This is a genomic window from Klebsiella terrigena (assembly GCF_012029655.1).
Taxonomy (GTDB): Bacteria; Pseudomonadota; Gammaproteobacteria; order Enterobacterales; family Enterobacteriaceae; genus Klebsiella; species Klebsiella terrigena.
Genome location: NZ_CP050508.1, coordinates 614509 through 635908, shown reverse-complemented (window position 1 = coordinate 635908; position 21400 = coordinate 614509). Strand labels below are relative to the sequence as shown.

The following is a 21400-nucleotide window of genomic DNA, read 5'->3' as shown; positions in this document are numbered from 1 at the left end:
AAAATGAGATAGATGAATAAAGCTTATTACCGTAACGAAGAAGATGCCGTTTAAGTGAAGTTTATAAGCCTATAAAAATCCAGTATCGCGGGCTTTATTTTTGCCATTTTTACGCAACAAACAGAGCGGTAAGGCCGGCGCTAAACGCAGCCGTTTTAATCACTTCGGTAATTCCGAGTCATGCAGGGCCATACGGTGAAAACAGTCTAAGATGATGTTTTTAAAAGAACCATAGCACAGTCCCTTAACGGACTGAGGAAAGCTGAGAGGCGCATAAAATTTAGCGTTTGTTTTTACAGCCGGATTTAATCTATTCGACGCAGAATACAACCAGGAAGTAATACTTAAGTATTACACCGGTACATTAACGCGGCGCCATAACGCCGCCGCCGAATTGCGGAAAAAGAAAAATAAAATAGAGTCGTCTTCCGCTATTTCCGCTTACTCCAGATGTTTACGCTTAAACTGGCCGGCGTCGATATCATATTGCTTCATTTTTCGCCACAGCGTGGTACGCCCGATATTCAGCAGCTGCGACATCTCCTGGATGCGGCCGCTGGTCACTCGGGCGGCATGGATAATCGCCTCTTTTTCAATGGCGCTAAACGTCAGGCTGGCGGGGAGCAGCGAAGAGGAGGTATCGCTGCCGGTACGCTCGGTAAACAGGTACTCCGGCAGGTTGCTCAGGCGCACGTGCCCGTTATCGCTGCTGATCGCGACGTTTTCAATAATGCTGTTCAGTTCAAAATCATTCCCGGGCCATGAGTAGTTCACCAGCTGCGCCAGGGCGTCGTCGTCCACCTTCAGGCGCGACGAGAAGCGCTTTTCCAGGCTGCGCAGGCGGTTATGCACCAGCGAGGTGATGCTGTTGCGCCGCGCCCGCAGCGGGGGAATAACGATCTCAAACGAGTGCAGCGCGTAGTACAGCTGGCGGCTAAAGCGGTTCTGCTCCACCAGGTTGGCGAGGTCGACGGTGGTGGTGGCGATCACCTTGACGTCCACCGGGATCAGGCGGCGGGCGTCGAGGCGGGTTAGTACGCCCTGCTTAATAACCTGCAGCAGCGCGGACTGCAGCTCCGGCGCCAGGTACTCGATTTTTTCCAGAAACAGGGTGCCGCCGTTGGCCAGCTCCAGCCGGCTCAGGCGGCCGTTTTCGTCGTCGGTCGGCGCGCTGCCCATAAAATCCTGCCCGAGCGCGCCGTCGGCGTACAGCTGGCAGTTCACCGCAATATAGGGCCCGCCCGCCCGCTCGCTTTCATTATGAATCGCCTGGCCGAGCAGCTCTTTGCCGACGCCCTCTTCCCCGCACAGCAGCACCGGAAAGGCGCCCCTCGCCGCCTGGCGACCAAAATGAATCAGGCGCCGGGTCTCCGGATCGTCCGCCGACATCTGCTCGAAGGTGTGGCTCACCTTGCCCAACTGGCTGGTCATCAGCTGGCGCATCTGCTCTACCGGGTGCAGCAGCAGAATAAAGCTGTTGCCCTGCTCTTCGACAATCGGCTTCAGCGTGATCACCGCATCGACAAACTGGTGCTGGCTTTCGAAGGTCACTTCCGCATGATTCAGCCCGCGCGCGTGCTTAATCGCCCGACGCAGCAGCGCCGGCAGCGTCACCAGCTCATTGATATTGCGCCCCTGGCTGGCCTGCACGTCGAGATGCAGCAGCGTCGCGGCCCGCGCGTTGAGAAACTGCAGGACGCCCTGCTCGTTCCACGCCATCACCCCGTCATCCATGCTTTCCAGCAGGCCGTACATCTGGTTCAGATGGCGATTGGACTCGGCCAGCAGGCTGTCGGTGAGCAGGGAGTTGCCCACCTCGCGGGCGATCGCGAGGGTCAGCGACAGGTCCGACGTCGCCTGCTGCTGCGTGAGGCAGCACAGCGAGATCGAGCCAAACAGCCGGCCGTGGTTATCAAACACCGGCGTCGAGCTGAACGACCACGGGCGCAGCGCCTGCTTGAAGTGGCTGTCGCCGGCGGTTTTCACCGGCTGCCCGAGCATGGAGGCCAGGGAGAGTGCGCAGCTGCCGATAATGCTTTCCGCGCAGTAGCTGCCGTCGCGAAAGCCCAGCTCGGCAAGCTGGTCAAGGGTCTGCGGATCGCCGCAGCGGCTGAGAATACAGGCGGACTCATCGAGGATAAACAGCCCGCAGGGACGGCTATCCATAAACTCCCAGGCGTCCTCGAGCGCGGCCTGACCAATCGTCAGCAGCGCGGTTTTGCGCCGACAGATCGATTCAAACGTCAGCCCCTGCGCCTGGTGCGGCGCCTGCCAGGTCTCGCGCTGCATAAACTTGCTGCAGCGATGCCATGACTGGGTTATCACCGAAGAAAAGCTCTGAGTCTGCGCAGTCATATCCGTTTCCGCTGTGTTAAAAACGACCGTATTAAAAACGACAACCCCTCCGGCAGACGCTGCCGAAGGGGAGAAAAGGCCTCTTTACTCTCCAGAGAAGAGACTTACCGCCATGCTATCACCGCGCCAGCCACTGCTGCCCCAGCAGGTCGGCGGTGAGGATCGCGGCGTAGACGCTGCTGGCGGTCACCGGGAACGGCATATTGTGGATGGTTTCGCCCGGCGCGCAGGTTGCCTGCGCCACGGCTTCAATTTTCCCTTCAATGCCCTCCTTGACGCCCATTTGCGCAAGGGTCACCGGCAGGCCCACCTTCTGGCAGAAGTTCAGCACCGTTTCGATCTCTTCCAGCGGGCTGTTTTGCAGCACCAGCTGGGTCAGGGTACCAAACGCCACTTTTTCGCCGTGGTACAGATGGTGGCACTCTTCCAGAATGGTAAAGCCGTTATGGATAGCATGCGCCCCGGCAAGGCCGCTGCTTTCAAAGCCGATACCGCTGAGGTAGGTATTGGCCTCCACGATGCGCTCCAGGGCATCGGTCACGACCCCCGCCTGGGCGGCGAGGCGCGCTTTTTCGCCCTCGGCCAGCAGCGTATCATAGCACAGGCGCGCCAGGCTTAAGGCCGCCGCCGTGGACTGGCCGCCCGCCATGCTGGTTGCTCTGGCGTCAAAACAGGCCTTCGCTTCAAACCAGGTCGAGAGCGCATCGCCCATCCCGGCCACCAGCAGGCGCACCGGCGCTTTGGCGATAATCGCCGTATCCATTACCACCATATCCGGGTTTTTCGGATAGATCAGATACTCTTCAAATTCGCCCGCTTCGCTGTAGATAACCGACAGCGCGCTGGTTGGCGCATCGGTAGAGGCGATGGTGGGGATAACCACCACCGGCAGCTTCTGGTAAAAGCCGATGGCTTTCGCCGTATCGAGCGTCTTGCCACCACCAATCCCCACCACGCCGCGGCAGCCGTGCTGCTGCAGAATCGCGCTCAGGCGGTTGATTTCCGCATGGCTGCATTCACCGTTAAAGCGCGCGGCGTGGCAGCTGATGTTGTGGCTGTGCAGGCCGTTCAGCACCTTGTCTCCCGCCAGCTTCATGACGAAGTCGTCGGCAATCACGAAAAAGCTGTCCGCCAGGTTTTTGGCGTACTCGCCAAACAGCGTGGATGCATCAGGTCCCTGGAGATATTTGGCTGGAGATTGAATAACTTTTAGCATTCCTTTCATCCTCAAATAAGAGCATTTTTTTACATGATGAGCTCTGGTGCCGCTGCGTTCAGCCTTCTACTAATGAGGGGAACGGGAGCGCTACCGGAGCGATGCAATCACTGTAGGGCGAGCGGAGAACAAAAAAATATTTCGCCTTTTTGTTCTGATATGGAACAGAGAAAATATTTTTGCGTTTCATATTGAAACATTAATCACGGTAAAACGCCGGGATTGCGATCCCGATCCGCCCGCGCAGCGTAAATTTGCCCGGCAGGCAGCATAGCTCACCGGGAAATCGGCCCCTGGCCGCGAAAAAAAACTAAAAACCCGCTTCGTTATCGCCGCTTATCCGCCTCGCGGCGAGATGAAAAAAACCGCTCTGGGTCGCATTTTGCTTTTTTCTTCGCAAAAAACGTTTCATTACGGAACATTTATCAGCAATCACGTTCCGTAATGAAACCCACTTCGGGCAGATTTTATTTTTCGTCAACTCAGCCAGAATCACTACATCGCCGGACAGCGCCTATCGGCTGGCGACCCCCTACACGATGACCCCCTCCGCCAGCAGAGAGGCGGCATCGAACCACTGTGACGGAGCATGAAGATGAAAAAACTGATTAATCGTGTCGAAGATGTCCTGAGCGAACAGCTCGCGGGCCTGGCGAAGGCCCATCCCCAATTAATGCTGCATCAGGACCCGGTGTACGTCACCCGCGCCGATGCGCCGGTTGCCGGCAAGGTGGCGCTGCTCTCCGGCGGCGGCAGCGGACATGAGCCAATGCACTGCGGCTACATTGGCCAGGGCATGCTCTCCGGCGCCTGCCCGGGGGAGATCTTCACCTCGCCGACGCCGGATAAAATGTTCGAGTGCGCGATGAATATCGACGGCGGCGAAGGCGTGCTGCTGATTATCAAAAACTACACCGGCGATATTTTGAATTTTGAAACCGCCACCGAGCTGCTGCATGAGAGCGGCGTCAAGGTCACCACCGTGGTCATCGATGATGACGTGGCGGTGAAGGACAGCCTCTATACCGCCGGCCGTCGGGGCGTGGCCAACACCGTGCTGATTGAAAAGCTGGTGGGTGCCGCCGCCGAACGCGGCGATTCGCTGGAAGCCTGCGCCGAGCTGGGCCGCAGGCTCAACAACCTCGGCCACTCCATCGGCGTCGCCCTCGCGGCCTGCACCGTGCCGGCCGCCGGACAGCCCTCTTTTGAGCTCCAGGATAATGAAATGGAGTTCGGCGTCGGCATCCACGGCGAACCGGGGATTGACCGCCGCGCCTTCAGCTCGCTCGACCAGACCGTGGACGAAATGTTCGCCACCCTGCTGGAGAACGGCACCTACAGCCGTACCCTGCGCCAGTGGGATCTGGCCAAAGGCAGCTGGCAGGACGTCCAGCAGGGGAAAAAAGCGCTACAGAGCGGCGACCGCGTCATCGCGCTGGTCAACAACCTCGGCGCCACGCCGCTGTCGGAGCTGTACGGCGTCTACAACCGCCTCGCCGAACGCTGCGAGGAGAGCGGGATCGCTATCGCCCGCAGCCTTATCGGCAGCTACTGCACATCTCTGGATATGGTGGGCTTTTCCATCACCCTGCTGAAAGCCGACGACGAGACGCTGGCCCTGTGGGATGCCCCCGTCCATACCCCGGCGCTGAACTGGGGCCATTAAGGAGCACAACATGTCACTGAACAGAACGCAGATCGTTAACTGGCTCTATCGCTGCGGCGAGATCTTTACCAAAGAGCGGGATTTTCTTACCGGGCTGGATAAAGAGATCGGCGACGCTGACCACGGCCTGAACATGCATCGCGGCTTCAGCAAGGTGGTGGAAAAACTGCCTTCGATTGCCGATAAGGACATCGGTTTTATCCTCAAAAATACCGGGATGACGCTGCTTTCCAACGTCGGCGGCGCCAGCGGCCCGCTGTTCGGCACCTTCTTTATCCGCGCGGCGCAGGTAACCCAGGCGCACCAGAGCCTCAGCCTCGACGAGCTGTATCAGATGATGCGCGAAGGCGCGGACGGCGTGGTCAACCGCGGCAAGGCGGAGCCGGGGGATAAAACGATGTGCGACGTCTGGCTACCGGTCGTTGAATCATTGCGCCATTCCAGCGAACAGCATCTGCCGTTGCAGGCCGCGCTGGACGCCGCCTGCAAGCAGGCGGAGATCGCCACCCGCTCCACCATCACCATGCAGGCCCGCAAAGGCCGCGCCAGCTACCTCGGCGAGCGCAGCATCGGGCATCAGGATCCGGGCGCGACCTCGGTGATGTTTATGATTCAGGAGCTGGCTGCCGCAGCCAAAGAGTAAGGAAAAAGCGATGGTAAACCTGGTGATTGTGTCTCATAGCGCCCGACTGGGCGAAGGCGTCGGAGAGCTGGCCCGGCAGATGTTAATCGGTGACGGCTGCCGGCTGGCGATCGCCGCCGGGATTGACGATCCCGAGAGCCCGATCGGCACCGATCCCATTAAGGTGATGGAGGCCATTGAATCGGTGGCCGACGCCGATCACGTGCTGGTGATGATGGATATCGGCAGCGCTCTGCTGAGCGCCGAGACGGCGCTGGATCTTCTCGATCCGGCCATCGCCGCCAGGGTTCGCCTCTGCGCGGCCCCGCTGGTCGAAGGTACGCTGGCGGCAACGGTCAGCGCGGCAACCGGATCAACGATCGACAAGGTTATCGAGGACGCCATGAACGCGCTGGAGGCTAAGCGCGTCCAGCTGGGATTACCGTCGCCCGCCCAGGCCGCCCCTGAGGCGACCCCCTTTGCCGGAGATGACGACGCGCGGTCGGTTTCGGTGGTGATTAGCAACCACAACGGCCTGCACGTTCGTCCGGCCTCGCGCCTGGTGGCGGTGCTGGCCGGCTTCAACGCCGATCTGCTGCTGGAGAAAGGCGGCAAGTGCGTGGCGCCGGACAGCATCAATAAAATCGCGCTGCTGCAGGTGCGCCGCGACGACAGGCTCCGGCTGCTGGCCCGCGGGCCGGATGCCGAGGCGGCGCTGGCCGCATTCCAGGCGCTGGCGGCGGAGCACTTTGGCGAGCAGCCGGACGCTGCCCCCGCGGCGATCGTCCCCTCCGCTGCCCGCGTCCAGGGGAAGGCGCTGCTCTACCCCCTACCGCATGCCGAGCCGCGGCGGCGAAACAGCGCCAATAGCGCCAAAGAGCAGCGGCGCCTGAAGCAGGCCATTGAGCAGACGCTGGCGGATCTCAACGCCCTGACCCGCCTGGCGGAGGAGCGCTACTCCGCCGATATCGCGGCCATTTTCTCCGGTCACCACACCCTGCTCGACGACCCGGAACTCTATGACGCCGCCTGCGCCATCCTGAGCAAGGAGCAGTGCTGCGCCGAGTGGGCGTGGTACCAGGTGCTGGTCGATCTCAGCCAGCAGTATCGCCAGCTGAGCGATACCTATCTGCAGGCGCGCTATATTGATATCGAAGATCTGCTCCACCGCACGCTGCGCCATCTTCAGGGCCGCAGCGAGGTGCCGCTGGCGGTGAATGAACCGGTGATCGTTATCGCCGATGATATCTTCCCCTCTACCGTGGTGCAGCTCGATCCCCGGCAGGTAAAAGGGATCTGTCTGCAGGAAGGCAGCGACGTTTCCCACGGCGCGATCATCGCGCGCCAGGCCGGGATCGCCTGTCTGTGCCAGCAGGGTGAGACGCTGAAAACGCTGCGCAGCGGCGATGCCATCACCCTTGATGTCGCCGAAAGGCGCATTATCCGCGGGTAGCCCGCGCTGTCGGCCCCATTGACCTCACGCCGGAGGCGCTGCCTCCGGGGATTTTGTTTTCGCTCAACCTCCAGGAACCGTTATGTCTCAATTCTTTTTTAATCAGCGCACCAGCCTCGTCAGCGACGTTATTGAAGGGGCGATTATCGCCAGCCCGTGGAACAATCTGGCGCGGCTGGAGAGCGATCCGGCGATCCGCGTGGTCGTGCGCAGCGATCTGAATAAGAGCAACGTCGCGGTTATCTCCGGCGGCGGCTCCGGCCACGAGCCGGCCCACGTGGGCTTTATTGGTAAAGGCATGCTCACCGCCGCCGTCTGCGGCGATATTTTTGCTTCGCCAAGCGTCGATGCGGTGCTGACGGCGATCCAGGCCGTCACCGGCGAAGCGGGCTGCCTGCTGATCGTTAAGAACTACACCGGCGATCGCCTGAACTTTGGCCTCGCGGCGGAGAAAGCGCGTCGCCTGGGCTACAGCGTCGAGATGCTGATCGTCGGCGACGATATTTCGCTGCCGGATAACAAGCATCCGCGCGGCATTGCCGGGACCATCCTGGTGCATAAAGTGGCGGGCTACTTCGCCGAGCGCGGCTACAACCTGGCGACCGTGCTGCGTGAAGCGCAGTACGCGGCGAACAACACCCGCAGCCTCGGCCTCGCGCTCTCCAGCTGCCACCTGCCGCAGGATGCCGAGACGGCTCCGCGCCACCATCCCGAACAGGCGGAGCTGGGGATGGGCATTCACGGCGAGCCCGGCGCTTCGGTTATCGCCACCCAGAACAGCGCGCAGATTATGCAGCTGATGGTGGAGAAGCTGACCGCGGCCCTGCCGGAAACCGGCCGCCTGGCGGTGATGCTCAATAATCTCGGCGGCGTATCGGTCGCGGAAATGGCGATCCTCACCCGCGAGCTGGCGAACACTCCGCTCCATCAGCGTATTGACTGGCTGATTGGCCCGGCGTCTCTGGTCACCGCCCTGGATATGAAAGGCTTCTCGATCACCGCGATCGTGCTGGAAGAGAGCATTGAGAAAGCGCTGCTCTCCGAGGTGGAAACCGCCAGCTGGCAGAAGCCGGTCCAGCCGCGTGCCGTCGGGGTCATGCCCTGCTCGCTGCGCAGCAGTCGCGTGGAGTTCCAGCCTTCAGACCATAGCGTCGTGGCGGGCTACGTCGGAACGGTGACCGCAACGCTGTCCGACCTTGAGGCCCACCTCAACGCGCTGGATGCCAAAGTCGGCGACGGCGACACCGGGTCGACCTTCGCCGCGGGCGCGCGCGACGTGGCCGACCTGCTGCATCGCCAGCAGCTGCCGCTCGCCAACCTCGCCACCCTGTTTGCGCTGATCGGCGAACGCCTGACCGTGGTGATGGGCGGCTCCAGCGGCGTGCTGATGTCTATTTTCTTTACCGCCGCCGGGCAGAAGCTGGAACAGGGCGCCAGCGTCGCCGAAGCGCTCAACGCCGGCCTTGCGCAGATGAAATTTTACGGCGGGGCGGACGAAGGCGATCGCACCATGATTGACGCGCTGCAGCCGGCGCTGGCCTCGCTACTGGCCGCGCCTGACAATCTGCAGGCGGCGTTTGCTGCGGCCGAGGCCGGCGCGGAAAGCACCCTCCACGCCAGCAAAGCCAACGCCGGGCGCGCGTCGTATCTCAACAGCGACAGCCTGCTGGGCAATATGGACCCGGGCGCTCACGCGGTGGCGATGGTGTTTAAGGCCCTGGCGGAGAAATAGAGACAGACAGATATTCCCGCAGGCGCCGCGGTGCCTGCGGGAATGCAGAGAATGCAGAGAATGCAGAGAATGCAGAGAATGCAGAGAATGCAGAGAATGCAGAGAATGCAGAGAATGCAGGGAGTTTTGCTCAGGTAGCCCGGGCAGAGCAATCGCCGCAGCCCGGGATTTCGCTACATTGACTACTTACTGTGCCAGTAGGCCTGGGAGCGCACCAGCTGCGGGTCAATCTCATCCCCTTTAAAGCGCTCAAGCAGCGATTTCACCACCGCGCCTTCGCCGGTCACCCAGATAAAGTAATCCTCCGCCGGGACGCGCACCTGCGCCAGACGCTCGGCCACCGCGGCGGGGTTATGGCCCACCACCCACTCAATATTGAAGCCGTCAAACTCCGCCAGATAGTCTTTATAAGCCGCATCGCCGATGGTGACGATCGCCGTTACCTGCGGCACAACCGGCAGCTGGCTTAATGCCCGCAGGCGACGAAGCAGCGCGGGCATACCGGACTCATCGCCCACGTACAGCTGCCAGGCATAATCTTCCGGCACCACCAGCGAACCGCGCGGCCCGCCAATGACCAGCTTATCGCCGACGCTTGCCGCCAGCGCCCAGCGGCTGGCGAGACCGCCGTCATGAATAAAGAAATCATAGGCCAGCTCATGGCGTTCGGCATCGTACAGCGGCGTGTAGTCGCGGCTGGCCGGGCGCACGCCCTCGCCCCAGTTAATGCCTTCATCCGTCACCTGCGGCGGCGTAAAGGTCGCGCCCTCCTGCGGGAAAAAGAGCTTGGTGTGGTCATCAAAACCCTGCGAAACGAAACCCTCCAGCGCGTCGCCTCCCAGCACGATGCGCTGGAAGCCAGCGCTCACGCGCTCCACGCGCAGCACGGTAAGTTCGCGGAAACGGAGTTCATTTTGTACGCGCTGCGGGTACTGCGTTTTTTTGAGTGTTGTCATCATCGGCGGCCTTCGTGAAGTTAAATAGATATATCTAAACCTGATGCAAATGATAATGATTGCCATTAAAAAAGAATGCAAGATCTTTTTTGATATAGTCAGACTAAAAGCCATAAAAATCCAAAAAATAAAACAAATTCATTAATTATCAGTAAATTAAAATTCACACAATAATTATCATTGCAACGGTAAGACATTTAGATATAAATTAGATATATCAAAACTAACAGGAGATAACGATGCGAAATCATCATGAAGAGGACCACGACTCGCGCGAACACCACGCTGAACGCGGCGGGCGCAGAGGCGGCGGGCGCCGCCAGCGCTTCTTCGGCCACGGCGAACTGCGGCTGGTTATCCTCGATATCCTCAGCCGCAGCGCCAGCCACGGCTACGAGCTGATCAAAGAGATAGAGAGCCTGACCCAGGGCAACTACAGCCCGAGCCCCGGCGTTATCTACCCCACCCTCGACCTGCTGCAGGATCAGGGGCTGATCGGCGTTGAAGAGGAAAACGGGCGTAAAAAAATCTCGATTAGCGAAGAGGGTCGTCGCCTGCACGCGGAAAACCAGCAGTCCCTGGCCGACATTCGGGAGCGTCTTCAGGCGCGGATGGTCGGCTGCGAGCTGCGTAAAAATCCGCAGATGAAACGGGCGCTGGAAAATTTTAAAGCCGTGCTGGATTTGAAAGTTAATCAGCAGGCCATCAGCGAAGCGCAGCTAAAGCAGATTATTGCCGTCATCGACCGCGCGGCGATGGAAATCTCCCAGCTCGATTAGGCCGTCGCCGCCCACCAGCCAGCCCTCTTCTGCCCCAGCGTTGGGCAAAGCGCACCGCGGCGATGCACGCGACGCTAAGCCCGCAGAGCGCATGCTGCGTCCGCTCAGGAGTAAAGCATGCCAATAATATCGCCATAAGATTAAATATTGCGCAATTGCGCTTTCACGCTGCGTTTATCCCGATTTTCAGCTGCTGCACCGAAGTGGCGTAATCCCTGCAATACTTAATTCAGTATCATGTGATACGCCCATCCCAGGAGCCCACTTTGAACAGGTTACCTTCCAGCGCATCGGCTCTGGCCTGCAGCGCACACGCACTGAATCTCATTGAGAAGCAAACGCTCGATCATGAGGAGATGAAAGCACTTAACCAGGAGGTCAGAGAGTACTTTAAAGAGCACGTGAATCCGGGGTTTTTAGCGTATCGAAAATCTGTTACCGCTGGCGGGGATTACGGAGCCGTAGAGTGGCAGGCGGGAAGTTTAAATACGCTTGTCGACACTCAGGGACAAGAGTTTATTGATTGCCTGGGTGGCTTTGGAATTTTTAATGTAGGGCACCGTAATCCAGTCGTTGTTTCCGCCGTAGAGCACCAGCTCGCTAAGCAACCTCTTCATAGTCAGGAACTGCTCGATCCGCTGCGGGCCATGCTGGCCAAAACGCTGGCGGCCCTAACGCCGGGCAAGCTGAAGTACAGCTTCTTTTGCAATAGCGGAACCGAGTCGGTCGAAGCAGCGCTGAAGCTCGCTAAAGCCTACCAGTCCCCGCGCGGCAAATTTACCTTTGTGGCCACCAGCGGCGCTTTCCACGGCAAATCGCTGGGCGCGCTGTCCGCTACCGCCAAATCGACGTTCCGCAAGCCGTTTATGCCGCTGCTGCCGGGATTCCGTCACGTGCCGTTTGGCGACATCAACGCCATGCGCACGCTGCTCAGCGAGTGTAAGAAAACCGGCGATGACGTCGCGGCGGTGATCCTTGAGCCAATTCAGGGCGAAGGCGGGGTGATCCTGCCGCCGCCGGGCTATCTCCCCGCGGTTCGTAAGCTGTGCGACGAGTTTGGCGCGCTGCTGATCTTCGACGAAGTGCAGACCGGCATGGGCCGCACCGGCAAAATGTTTGCCTGCGAGCATGAAAACGTTCATCCGGATATTCTGTGTCTTGCCAAAGCGCTCGGCGGCGGCGTGATGCCGATTGGCGCGACGGTTGCCACCGAAGAGGTCTTCTCGGTGCTGTTCGACAACCCGTTCCTGCACACCACCACCTTCGGCGGTAACCCGCTGGCCTGCGCCGCGGCGCTGGCGACGATCAACGTTCTGCTGACGGAGAATCTGCCGGCGCAGGCCGAGCAGAAAGGCGACCTGCTGCTGGACGGCTTCCGCCTGCTGGCTCGCGAGTATCCGGAGCTGGTGAACGAAGTCCGTGGTAAAGGGATGCTGATGGCCATTGAGTTCGTGGATAACGAAATCGGCTATGACTTTGCCAGCCTGATGTTCCGCCAGCGGGTGCTGGTGGCCGGCACCCTGAACAACGCGAGGACGATCCGCATCGAACCGCCGCTGACGCTGACCCTTGAGCAGTGTGAGCTGGTGCTGAAGGCGGCGCGGAACGCGCTGGCCGAGCTGCGGGTGTCGGTGGAAGAAGCCTGACGATAGCCAACAAAAAGCCCGGTGGAAGCGATATTCACCGGGCTTTTTTACGCCTGCCGTTCCGTCCCACTGCTCCGTGAGACGGGTTATCGCCCGGCTTTAAGCTGTACGCCATGCACCATTTTCCCCTATTGTTAATATGTCGCCCGCAAGATTTTCCCGGTACTGCCGTTAACCGGAATATTGACGTGATGGGTGAACAATTTCGGTTCGATAACGACTTCGCAACCCAGGACATCGCTAAGCACGCCCCTCCAGCCGTGACTTAGCCTGCGGTAATCCGTTCGCCGGATGTTTCCGCAGGCCAGTTTCCGATGCTATTCCGGCAGCAGGCCCACAAAGCTGCGCTTCTGCCGCGGCTGCGACATCATCTCATCCAGCTTCTCGACGCAGGCCAGGTAGTGCGGCGTTTTTTTGTGCGCCAGCACCGCGTCCTCATCTTTATAGGCCTCGTAGATAAAAAACCGCGTCTTCACCTCCGGGTCCTGCAGGACGTCGAAGCGCAGGTTGCCCGGCTCCTGCAGGGCCCCTTCATGGTTCGCGCGAAAGACGTCGAGAAACTCGTTAACCCGCTCCGGTTTGATATTAATTTCTACCAGCGTCACGTTCATTTCAGCTCCCCCTGCTTCTCCTCCAGCCAGAACTGATACGCCTCGCGGGCGCTCATATTCTCGTGCACCACTTTCTTCACCGCCTTCAGCATCGCGCGCGGCGCGCTGGACTGGAAAATATTGCGCCCCATATCGACGCCGGACGCGCCCTGATCAATCGCCCGCCAGCACATCTCCAGCGCCTCCTGCTCCGGCAGCTTTTTGCCGCCGGCGATCACTATCGGCACCGGGCAGCTGGCGGTCACTTTTTCAAAGCCCTCTTCAACAAAATAGGTTTTGACGAACTGCGCCCCCATCTCGGCGGCGATGCGGCTGGCCAGCGAGAAATAGCGCGCGTCGCGGGTCATCTCTTTACCGACCCCGGTAACCGCCAGCACCGGCATGCCGTAACGGTTCCCGGCATCCACCAGCTTAATAATATTGCCGATCGACTGATGCTCGTATTCGCTGCCGATATAGACCTGCGCCGCGACCGCGCAGACGTTAAGGCGCAGCGCGTCTTCCATCGTCACCGCCACGCACTCGTTGGAAAGCTCGCTGAGGATCGAGTTGCCACCGGAGGCGCGCAACACCACCGGCTTGTTGGTGGCCGCCGGTACCGTGCTTCTTAGGATTCCGCGGGTGCACATCAGCACGTCGGTCTCATCAAACAGCGGGGCGATGGAGAGATCGATCCGCTCAAGCCCGGTGGTCGGCCCCTGAAAATAGCCGTGGTCGAAGGCCAGCATCACCGTGCGGTTGCTCTGCGGGTTAAAGATGCGCGCCAGCCGGGACTGCATCCCCCACTCCAGCGATCCGCAGCCCTTCAGTCCGTAGAGCACGTTCTGCTGCGGTCGGTCCAGGCCAAAGTCCTTCCCCTCTTTGATATCGTCTAAATCTGCCATTTCATCCCCCGTCAGAAGTCGTAGTTGTTGATGTTCTCTTTGGTGAACACCACGCGCTCCGGCAGCAGCACGATGCCGTTGCCTTTCGCCTCATACTGATAGCCCTGGACGCTGTTTGGCTCGACCTTCAGCGTTCCGATATCTTTTACCTCCACGCTGTCACCGACGTTAAGATCGCCTTTTTTCAGCAGACGATCGGCGACGTTAACCGCAATTTTTCCCTGCTGGACCACATCCCACAGGCCGAAGGCTTTCACCGTACCGCGCTCAACGTACGGGCGCATAACGTTCGGGGTGCTAAAGCCGACAATCGCCACCCCCTGACGCTTAAGGTTCTCCGCCGCCTGCGCCGCCGCCGGGAGCGCGTTGGCGTCCGGGGCGATAATGGCGTCGAGATCCGGGTAGGCTTTTAGTATGCCCTCGGCGGTTTGCAGCGATTTGGTGGCGTCGTTATAGCCGAACTGGGTGGTCACCACTTCCCACTGCGGGTGCTCTTTGGCAATCTTCGCTTTGGCCTCTTTAACCCACTGGTTCTGGTCGGTCACCGTCGGGCTGGAGTAGAAGAACGCCACCTTAGCGGCCGGTTTGCTTACCTGCTTCGAGGTCATATCCACCAGCAGTCCGCCGAGCTGCTGCGGGGTGCCCTGGTTGATATAGATACTGCGGCATTCGGGTTTGGTATCGGAGTCCCAGGTCAGCACCTTCACGCCGCGCTGCATCGCACGCTTGAGCGCCGGGCACAGGCCGTCCGGCGATACCGCGGAGACGATAATCGCGTTGTAGCCCTGGTTGACGAAGTTGTTGATCAGCTGCACCTGGCCGGAGACGCTCGGTTCGGTCGGGCCGTCGTAGGTGACATCAACCCCCAGCGCCTTGCCCGCCTCTTTGGCGCCGTTGCCGCCGCTGGTAAAGAAGCCCACGCCGACGAGTTTAGGAATAAAGGCAATGCGGTCTGCGGCCTGGGTGGTCGCCACGCTCAGCGCCAGCGCCAGGGCGCTCGTTTGCAGGATTCGTTTGGTTTTCATCGTATGTTTATGCTCCGATTGTTTTATGCGCGAGAAAGGCGTCGCCAGGTCATTCGCACCCATTCACGGTGCAGGCTCAGCGAGCGCCCCATCACCACCACAACCAACAGCGCCCCTGACAGCGCGCTCGACACCTGGTTGGGGATGCCGACCATCTGTAAACCTTGTTGTAAATATCCCACCAGCAGCGCCGCCAGCGCCGTGCCGATAATGGAACCTGAACCACCGTAGATATTCGCCCCGCCAAGCACCGCGGCGGTCAGCGCCGGCATCAGCAGATCGCGGCCGAGGTCCGATCGCGCCGAGCCAAAATAGGAGACCATCACCAGCGCGGCGATGGCCGAGGCCACGCCCACCAGGCCATACAGCACGTACGGCATGCCGTTCACCGACAGCGCGGCATAGCGCGCGGCGCGCGGGTTTTGCCCGAGCAGAAACAGGTGGCGGCCAAAGCGCCCGCGATGGGCCAGCAGCCAGAAGAAAAAGGTGATGACGATAAACAGCACCAGCGGCAGCGGCAGGCCGAACAGGGTCAGGTTGGCGAAGGCGGTGAAGGCGTCGGGGAAGCCGCCAATCCCTTCATAGCCGGTCGCGCCCGCCATGCCGGAGAGCAGCAGCGCCCCGCCGCCGTAGAGGTAGAGGGTGCCGAGGGTGATCACCAGCGGGCTGATGCCGGTGTAGTGGATCAGCGCCGCGTTAATCAGCCCGCACAGCAGGCCAAGCAGCAGGGTTAGCGGGATGGCCAGCCCCATCGGCCAGCCCGCCTGCATCATCACCCCCAGCGCGATGGCGCACAGGCCGATGGTCGAGCCGAGCGAAATATCGATGCCGCCGCTAATGATCACCAGCGTCAGCGGCAGGGCCACGATGCCGATACAGATAAAATCGCTGGTGCTGAACAGCAGCATATTGATATCCAGCATCCGCGGGTTAATGGCCCCAAACAGCAGAATTTCCACCACCAGCAGCGCCAGCAGCGCGCTTTCCCAGCTGAGCTTCATCACGCCACCTCTTTGTTTTTACGCTTTGTGAACGGGGCCACGCCCTTTCCCCCCTTATTACCGGGCTGAAAGCGGGCATATTTCAGCGCTCGCTGGTGGCGGCTCAGCGCCTGGCGCAGCCGCCCGTCGAGCACCAGCACGCCGAGCAGCACCAGGCCGGCAATAAAGTCGTTCCACCACGCCGGGAGCCTGAGCAGCACCAGCACGGTATCAATCTGAGTAAGGAAGAAGGCGCCGAGGAACGCGCCGATGAGCGTCCCGGTGCCGCCGAGCAGGGAAATACCGCCGAGCACGCAGGCGGCGATGGCTTTCATCTCCAGCCCGCTGCCGGTCTGGTTGGGCACAAAGCCAATCTGGGCGGCAAAAACGACGCCGGCGCAGGCGGCCAGCATGCCGTTAAGGGTAAAGGCGAGCATCCGCGTGCGGTTCACCGCGACGCCCAGCTGGCGCGCGGCGGTCAGGTTGTCGCCGACGGCGTAAAAATCGCGGCCGGCAGCGGTGCGCGACAGCATCCAGGCGCCGGCCAGCAGCAGAACCAGCACCAGCCAGCCCAGCGGCGAGATGCCGATAAACGCCGGCTCCGAGAGCGACTTGAGGCTATCCGGCAGGCCTTCAATCCATTTCCCGCCGGTCCACAGCAGCATCACCCCGCGATACAGCCCGAGGGTGCCAAGGGTGGCGACAATCGCCGGAATGCGCAGCCCCACCACCAGCAGGCCGTTAAAGGCGCCCGCCAGGGCGCCAATCGCCAGCGCAAACGCAATGGCCGCCGTCAGGCCGTAGCCGCCGTTGAGCGCCACGCCCACCGCAATGGCGCACAGGCCAACGGTGGAGCCGACGGAAACGTCGATATTGCGGGTCAGCATCACCAGCGTTGCCCCGAGCGCCAGCAGGCAGAGGATTTGCGAGCTGGCGAAGATCATGCCCAGGGTCTGCAGGCTGAAGTAGGCCGGGTTGAGCGCCACCAGCCCGGCAAACAGCACCACGATGGCGAGAAAAGCGCTCAGTTCGCGATTCTTCAATAACGTTTTCATGCCGCGCCTCCAAATGCCAGCGTCATCATGCGTTCAACGGTCACCGCCCGGCGCGCCAGCTCGCCGCTCTGTCGGCCCTGGTGCATCACCAGCACCCGGTCGGCCAGGCCCACAAACTCATCCAGATCGCTGGAGATCATCAGCACCGCCACGTTCTGCGCGGCGACGCTTTTCAGCAGCTGGTAGATATCGGCGCGGGCGGAAACGTCCACGCCGCGCGTCGGCTCGTCGACGATCAGCAGCAGCGGATTGGCTTCAAGGCAGCGCGCCAGCAGCACCTTCTGCTGGTTACCGCCGGAGAGCGTGCGCACCGGCTGGTCGCTATCGGCAAATTTGATCCCCAGCGCCCGGTGATAGCGCTCCACCACCGCCGCCTCGCGTTTATCCTGCTGCCACAGCGACGGCTGGTTAAACATCACCGTGTTCCAGCGCACCGGCGCATCGAGAAACAGTCCGGAGACCTGGCGATCTTCCGGCAGATAGACCAGCCCGCTGGCCAGCCGGGCGCGGGTGCTGGCGTCGCTGATATCGCGGTTCTCCAGCCAGACCCGCCCCGCGCGCGGCGGCCGCAGACCGTAGAGAGTTTCGGCAAATTCGGTGCGCCCGGATCCCACCAGCCCGGCGAGGCCGACGATCTCCCCGGCGTAGATCTCAAGGCTTAGATCGATAAAGCCCTCGCCGGTGAGATCCTCCACCCGCAGCACCGGGAAGTCCTGCGGCTGGGTGCGTCGGTTGCCCGGCAGCGCCAGCCACAGCTTCTGCGTATCGCTGAGGGCGTGCTCCCGGTCGGCGGGCGTCATGGCGCTCACCAGCTGATTGTCGCTGTAGTCGGCGGTGTGTCCGCTCAGCACCACCGCGCCGTCGCGCATGACCGAGACGTGGCTGGCGATCTGGCGGATCTCCGGCAGCTTGTGGGAGATAAAGACGATGCCGACGCCGAGATCCTGCAGCGCGCGGATCTGGCAAAACAGACGCGCCGTTTCGCCCGGCGTTAAGGAGGCGGTGGGCTCATCGAGGATCAGGATCTGCGCTTGGCGCATCAGGCCGCGCAGGATCTCGACCATTTGCTGATCCGCTACCTCGAGGGTGCTGGCCGCCGCGTCGAGATTCAGCTGGCAGCTGAGCTGCTGCAGCTTTTCCTGCAGCTGCGCGGCGCTATCGGCGCGCTTCGGCAGGCGAAACATAATGTTTTCCCGCACCGTCAGGTTAGGGAACAGCATCGGCTCCTGCGGCACCAGATAGACGCCCTGCTGATGGGCCAGCGCGGGGGTCAGGCGCGTAAAGGTATTCCCGCCGAGGGCCAGCTCGCCGCTGTCGGGGGTTTCTACGCCGGCGACAATCTTCATCAGCGTCGATTTCCCGGCGCCGTTGCCGCCCATCAGGGCGTGCACCTGGCCGGAAAATAACGTGAAATCAATCGCCTTCAGCACGCTAATGCCGGAGAACTGTTTGCAGATTTGGCGGGCTTCAAGCAGTGGCTTCATTATCACGCCTCGATTTGAACAAATGATTTTTTAATTTAATAATGTTCAAAAGCGTAGACCCTGAACTATATTTACAACCGTGCGAGGATCACAGTTTTATGCTTTCGATCGTTTGAATAAAACCAGCGAACAGCCAAAGATCGGTTTTGCCGGCCGGCTCACATTTTCCGACCGTGCAATAGCGAACATATGATCTAAATTTTTATAAGAGTTCACTTTATGAGCGAAAAACGCATTACGGAAGAGAGCCGCTACGCCGGGCTGGCGTTAGCCGAGGAAGAGCTGGTGGCGCGGGTGGCCTGGTGCTACTACCACGACGGCCTGACGCAGAACGACATTGGTGAACGTCTGGGGCTGCCGCGGCTGAAGATCTCCCGGCTGCTGGAGAAAGGCCGCCAGTCCGGGGTGATCCGCGTGCAGATCAACTCCCGCTACGAAGGGTGCCTGGCGCTGGAGACCGAGCTGCAGCGGCGTTTCGATCTGAAGATTGCGCGCGTGCTTCCGGCGCTGAACACCCCGCCGATGAACACCCGCCTGGGGATCGGCGCGGCGCAGTCGCTGATGGGCGTGCTGGCGCCGGGGCAGCTGCTGGCGGTCGGTTTCGGCGAGGCGACCATGAGCTGCCTGCAGCATCTGAGCGGCTTTATCAGCTCTCAGCAGGTGCGGCTGGTGACCCTTTCCGGCGGCGTGGGCCCTTACATGACCGGGATCGGCCAGCTGGACGCCGCCTGTAGCGTCAGCATTATCCCGGCGCCGCTGCGGGTCTCCTCCGCCGACGTCGCCGAGATCCTCCGTCGGGAGTCGAGCGTGCGCGACGTGATCCTCGCCGCCACCGCGGCGGATGCGGCGGTGGTGGGCATCGGGGCTATCGACCAGCGCCGCGACGCCACCATCCTGCGCTCCGGCTATATCAGCGAAGGCGAACAGCTGATGTACGCCCGCAAAGGAGCGATAGGCGACATTTTGGGTTATTTCCTGCAGGCCGACGGCAGGCGGGTTGAGGGGCTGGAAATTCACCGGGAACTGCTCGGCGTGACCCTCGACGAGCTGGCGCAGCTGCCAACCATCGTCGGCGTTGCCGGAGGAACGGAAAAAGCGCAGGCGATTTACGCGGCTCTTATCGGCAAGCGGATTAATGGCCTGGTAACGGAAGAGACAACAGCACGCGCGGTGCTCACGCTGGCCTCCTGACGGCCCTGCGCCGCGCAACACCAGCGAGGCGCATGTCATGAGTTACCTGTTAGCGTTAGATGCCGGGACCGGCAGCATTCGGGCGGTGGTTTTCGATCTTGCGGGGCGCCAGGTGGCGGTCGGCCAGGCCGAATGGAAGCACCTGAGCGTGGAAAATGTTCCCGGCTCGATGGAGTTCGACCTGATCACCAACTGGCAGCTGGCCTGCCAGTGCATCCGCCAGGCGCTCGGCGCCGCTCACCTCAGCGCGGCGGATATTCAGTCCGTCGCCTGCTGCTCGATGCGCGAAGGGATCGTTTTATATGACCGCAACGGCGAGGCCATCTGGGCCTGCGCCAACGTCGACGCGCGCGCCAGCCGCGAGGTGGCGGAGCTCAAAGAGATCCACGATTTCCGCTTTGAGTCCGAAGTGTATGAGGTCTCCGGCCAAACCCTGGCGCTCAGCGCCATGCCACGCCTGCTGTGGCTGGCCCACCATCGCCCGGATATCTATCGCCAGGCGGCCACCGTCACCATGATTAGCGACTGGCTGGCGGCAAAACTCTCCGGCGAACTGGCCGTCGACCCGTCCAACGCTGGCACCACCGGGATGCTCGATCTGTTCAGCCGCGACTGGCGTCCGGCGCTGCTGGATATGGCCGGGCTGCGCGCCGATATGCTCTCGCCGGTGAAAGAGACCGGCACGCTGCTGGGGGCGGTTACCGACGCCGCAGCGCAGCAGTGCGGGCTGCGGGCGGGCACGCCGGTGGTGATGGGCGGCGGCGACGTGCAGCTGGGCTGCCTCGGCCTCGGGGTAGTGCGCGCGGGGCAGACCGCCGTGCTGGGAGGCACCTTCTGGCAGCAGGTGGTCAACCTGCCGCAGCCGCGCACCGACCCGGAGATGAATATTCGCGTCAATCCCCACGTTATTCCCGGCATGGCCCAGGCGGAGTCGATTAGCTTCTTTACCGGCCTCACCATGCGCTGGTTCCGCGACGCCTTCTGCGCCGAAGAGAAGCTGGTGGCCGAGCGCCTCGGCGTGGACGCCTACTCCCTGCTGGAGGAGATGGCCAGCCGGGTGCCCGCCGGCTCCCACGGGGTGATGCCGATCTTCTCCGATGCGATGCATTTTAAGCAGTGGTACCACGCTGCGCCATCGTTTATTAACCTCTCCATCGACCCGGAAAAGTGCAATAAAGCAACCCTGTTCCGCGCGCTGGAAGAGAATGCGGCGATTGTCTCGGCCTGTAATCTCGCGCAGATCTCCCGCTTCTCGGGGGTTACCTTCGATAGCCTGGTCTTCGCTGGCGGCGGGTCGAAGGGCGCGCTGTGGAGCCAGATCCTCAGCGACGTCACCGGCCTGCCGGTGCGCGTCCCGGTGGTGCGCGAGGCCACCGCCCTCGGCTGCGCCATCGCCGCCGGAGCCGGCGCCGGGCTGTACGCCGATATGGCGGCGACGGGTGAAAAGCTGGTGGGCTGGCATCGGGAGTTTACCCCCGACCCGGCGCATCGCGAGCTCTATAAGGAGATGATGAGCAAATGGCAGTCGGTCTACGCCGACCAGCTCGGGCTGGTAGACAGCGGGCTGACCACCTCCATGTGGCAGGCGCCGGGGCTTGAGCCGGCTGCGCGCCGCCACCGGGTCTAGCCCACCGGCCGCCGCGCCATCGCAGAGAGCCGATGGCGCCCGGCCACGCATCATTCTTTGAATCCCATCACAATCGCCGCACTCCCCTTTTCCCTTTTCGCCGGCGACGGCTAAATTA

Annotated in this window: 16 protein-coding genes and 1 pseudogene; 8 read left to right on the top strand and 9 right to left on the bottom strand. The window is 61.4% G+C overall.

Translation table 11 applies throughout. The annotated features are described in order from the left end of the window. Positions 1-441: 441 nt before the first annotated feature. Both dhaR and HCK03_RS03035 read right to left on the bottom strand, forming a co-directional pair. The gene (dhaR, locus tag HCK03_RS03040) at positions 442-2355 is read right to left on the bottom strand and encodes a dihydroxyacetone kinase operon transcriptional regulator DhaR (RefSeq protein WP_167691109.1); all 1914 of its coding nucleotides are present in this window, start codon (positions 2353-2355) and stop codon (positions 442-444) included. Positions 2356-2473: 118 nt separating this feature from the next. Next, positions 2474-3571, bottom strand: a complete 1098-nt coding sequence (locus HCK03_RS03035) for a glycerol dehydrogenase (RefSeq protein WP_115191819.1) — start codon at positions 3569-3571, stop codon at positions 2474-2476. A gap of 595 nt (positions 3572-4166) precedes the next feature. On the opposite strand from HCK03_RS03035, the gene dhaK reads away from it, so the two are divergent. From dhaK to HCK03_RS03015, 4 genes are all read left to right on the top strand, one after another. Beyond that, positions 4167-5237 (top strand): dihydroxyacetone kinase subunit DhaK, encoded by a 1071-nt coding sequence (dhaK, locus tag HCK03_RS03030; RefSeq protein WP_167691108.1) that lies wholly within the window; start codon positions 4167-4169, stop codon positions 5235-5237. 10 nt (positions 5238-5247) lie between these two features. Next, positions 5248-5880 (top strand): dihydroxyacetone kinase subunit DhaL, encoded by a 633-nt coding sequence (dhaL, locus tag HCK03_RS03025; RefSeq protein ID WP_041147320.1) that lies wholly within the window; start codon positions 5248-5250, stop codon positions 5878-5880. A gap of 10 nt (positions 5881-5890) precedes the next feature. Further along, positions 5891-7312, top strand: a complete 1422-nt coding sequence (gene dhaM / locus HCK03_RS03020; RefSeq protein WP_167691107.1) for a dihydroxyacetone kinase phosphoryl donor subunit DhaM — start codon at positions 5891-5893, stop codon at positions 7310-7312. An 82-nt stretch (positions 7313-7394) separates the two neighbouring features. Continuing rightward, a complete protein-coding gene (locus HCK03_RS03015) occupies positions 7395-9044 on the top strand; it encodes a glycerone kinase (protein WP_167691106.1) in 1650 nt (549 codons plus the stop codon). Between the two features lie 182 nt (positions 9045-9226). Here HCK03_RS03015 and HCK03_RS03010 read toward each other — a convergent pair whose 3' ends face one another. Beyond that, positions 9227-10000, bottom strand: a complete 774-nt coding sequence (locus tag HCK03_RS03010; RefSeq protein WP_041147755.1) for a siderophore-interacting protein — start codon at positions 9998-10000, stop codon at positions 9227-9229. Positions 10001-10239: 239 nt separating this feature from the next. Between HCK03_RS03010 and HCK03_RS03005 the strand changes: the two genes are divergently transcribed. Beyond that, positions 10240-10779, top strand: a complete 540-nt coding sequence (locus HCK03_RS03005) for a PadR family transcriptional regulator (protein ID WP_041147323.1) — start codon at positions 10240-10242, stop codon at positions 10777-10779. Between the two features lie 266 nt (positions 10780-11045). Beyond that, positions 11046-12425, top strand: a complete 1380-nt coding sequence (gene ygjG / locus HCK03_RS03000; RefSeq protein ID WP_041147324.1) for a putrescine aminotransferase — start codon at positions 11046-11048, stop codon at positions 12423-12425. Between the two features lie 317 nt (positions 12426-12742). Here the strand turns inward: ygjG and lsrG are convergent, their stop codons facing one another. The 6 genes and pseudogenes from lsrG to lsrA form a co-directional block, all read right to left on the bottom strand. Then, entirely contained in the window at positions 12743-13036 is a 294-nt protein-coding gene (gene lsrG / locus HCK03_RS02995) for a (4S)-4-hydroxy-5-phosphonooxypentane-2,3-dione isomerase (RefSeq protein ID WP_041147327.1), read from the bottom strand. Then, entirely contained in the window at positions 13033-13920 is an 888-nt protein-coding gene (gene lsrF, locus HCK03_RS02990; RefSeq protein ID WP_041147328.1) for a 3-hydroxy-5-phosphonooxypentane-2,4-dione thiolase, read from the bottom strand. The genes lsrG and lsrF overlap by 4 nt, the downstream gene beginning before the upstream one ends. An 11-nt stretch (positions 13921-13931) precedes the next feature. Next, positions 13932-14945 carry an autoinducer 2 ABC transporter substrate-binding protein LsrB gene (gene lsrB / locus HCK03_RS02985; RefSeq protein ID WP_167691105.1) on the bottom strand — a complete coding sequence of 338 codons (1014 nt, stop codon included), beginning with the start codon at positions 14943-14945 and terminating at the stop codon, positions 13932-13934. Positions 14946-14952: 7 nt separating this feature from the next. Further along, positions 14953-15946: pseudogene (gene lsrD, locus HCK03_RS02980) on the bottom strand (autoinducer 2 ABC transporter permease LsrD). After that, on the bottom strand, positions 15946-16980 hold the full coding sequence (gene lsrC / locus HCK03_RS02975) for an autoinducer 2 ABC transporter permease LsrC (RefSeq protein ID WP_041147331.1): 1035 nt from the start codon (positions 16978-16980) through the stop codon (positions 15946-15948). The pseudogene lsrD and the gene lsrC overlap by 1 nt, the downstream one beginning before the upstream one ends. Further along, on the bottom strand, positions 16977-18464 hold the full coding sequence (lsrA, locus tag HCK03_RS02970) for an autoinducer 2 ABC transporter ATP-binding protein LsrA (RefSeq protein ID WP_167691104.1): 1488 nt from the start codon (positions 18462-18464) through the stop codon (positions 16977-16979). The genes lsrC and lsrA overlap by 4 nt, the downstream gene beginning before the upstream one ends. A 219-nt stretch (positions 18465-18683) precedes the next feature. On the opposite strand from lsrA, the gene lsrR reads away from it, so the two are divergent. Further along, entirely contained in the window at positions 18684-19655 is a 972-nt protein-coding gene (lsrR, locus tag HCK03_RS02965; RefSeq protein ID WP_045856735.1) for a transcriptional regulator LsrR, read from the top strand. Positions 19656-19692: 37 nt separating this feature from the next. Beyond that, the gene (gene lsrK, locus HCK03_RS02960; RefSeq protein ID WP_167691103.1) at positions 19693-21282 is read left to right on the top strand and encodes an autoinducer-2 kinase; all 1590 of its coding nucleotides are present in this window, start codon (positions 19693-19695) and stop codon (positions 21280-21282) included. Positions 21283-21400 lie beyond the last annotated feature (118 nt).